Source organism: Magnetospirillum sp. SS-4 (genome assembly GCF_902729425.1).
GTDB lineage: Bacteria > Pseudomonadota > Alphaproteobacteria > Rhodospirillales > Magnetospirillaceae > Phaeospirillum.
In genome coordinates, this window is record NZ_CACVCH010000004.1 from 1 (window position 1) to 926 (window position 926).

The window sequence follows — 926 nt, forward strand, 5'->3', positions numbered from 1 at the left end:
TCACCACGGATCAGTTTATCCATGCCGCCCAGAGAGGCGGTAATGACCATAGCCGCTGAAGGCAAGTCTGGATTCGCCGGATGCCTCTGGTGAAGAAGGATGTCAGCGCTCTGGCGTAGTTGCGTGGCCGCTGGTGGTGGAGTTTTTTTCGGCGGGCGTCGGCCTGTTGACCACATCCCACATGCCGGTGGAAACGGCCCAATAGAGCGCCAGCGTCATGACCAGAATGAGGTGATCGAGGCGCTTGGGAATGCGGATGTGGCTGTCTTCCAGGCCGAATCCCCTGGTCTTGAAGTCGGAGAACATGGCTTCGATACCCCAGCGCAGGCCATAATCGAAGGCGCGATGGACGGTCGGGGGCTCGGACAAGGCGATGATCCACGGTTCGGGGTGGCCTGGTTCATGGACCATGGCGACATTGGTGACGGCACGCTTTCCGGTCAATTGGACGCCAGTCAGCATGTGGTCGCCGCGGGCGAAGCACTCGGCCAAGGTGGTTTCGCCGCCGTTCTCGAACACCAACAGATCCTGCTTGAGGCGCAGCCGCCAATTCCAGCCTTGGTCCCGGCACCACATGATCAGGTCGGGACTGCCATAGAAGCGGTCGCCCATCAGCACCGGCTTAACTCCCTTGGGAAGGAGTTGAACCACGGCCTCCAACGCCTCGCGCTGCTCGGCAAAGCCGATGGCGCCCTTGGTCTCCTTAACCCGCCACGCCAGCGGCAGCGCGCGTCCGCCGACGCGAACCGCCACCATCACCGCCTGATGCAGCTCCGTCGCCTTCGTTTGGTCGATTGCCAGCACGATCATTTGCCCGCTGGCGGCAAGGCGCTCCAGCACTTCTCGGCCGTAGGGGGCCATCACCTCGTCGCTGTCCACCAGATCGTTAGCCAGCAAGCGTTTGACCCATTGATACCGCATGTCCA

General features: G+C 62.0%; 1 protein-coding gene. It reads right to left on the minus strand.

The window, feature by feature from the left end; all coding sequences use genetic code 11:
* Positions 1–102: 102 nt before the first annotated feature.
* The coding region (locus MTBSS4_RS02940) for a transposase (RefSeq protein ID WP_173981912.1) at positions 103–926 on the minus strand (824 nt) is incomplete at its 5' end.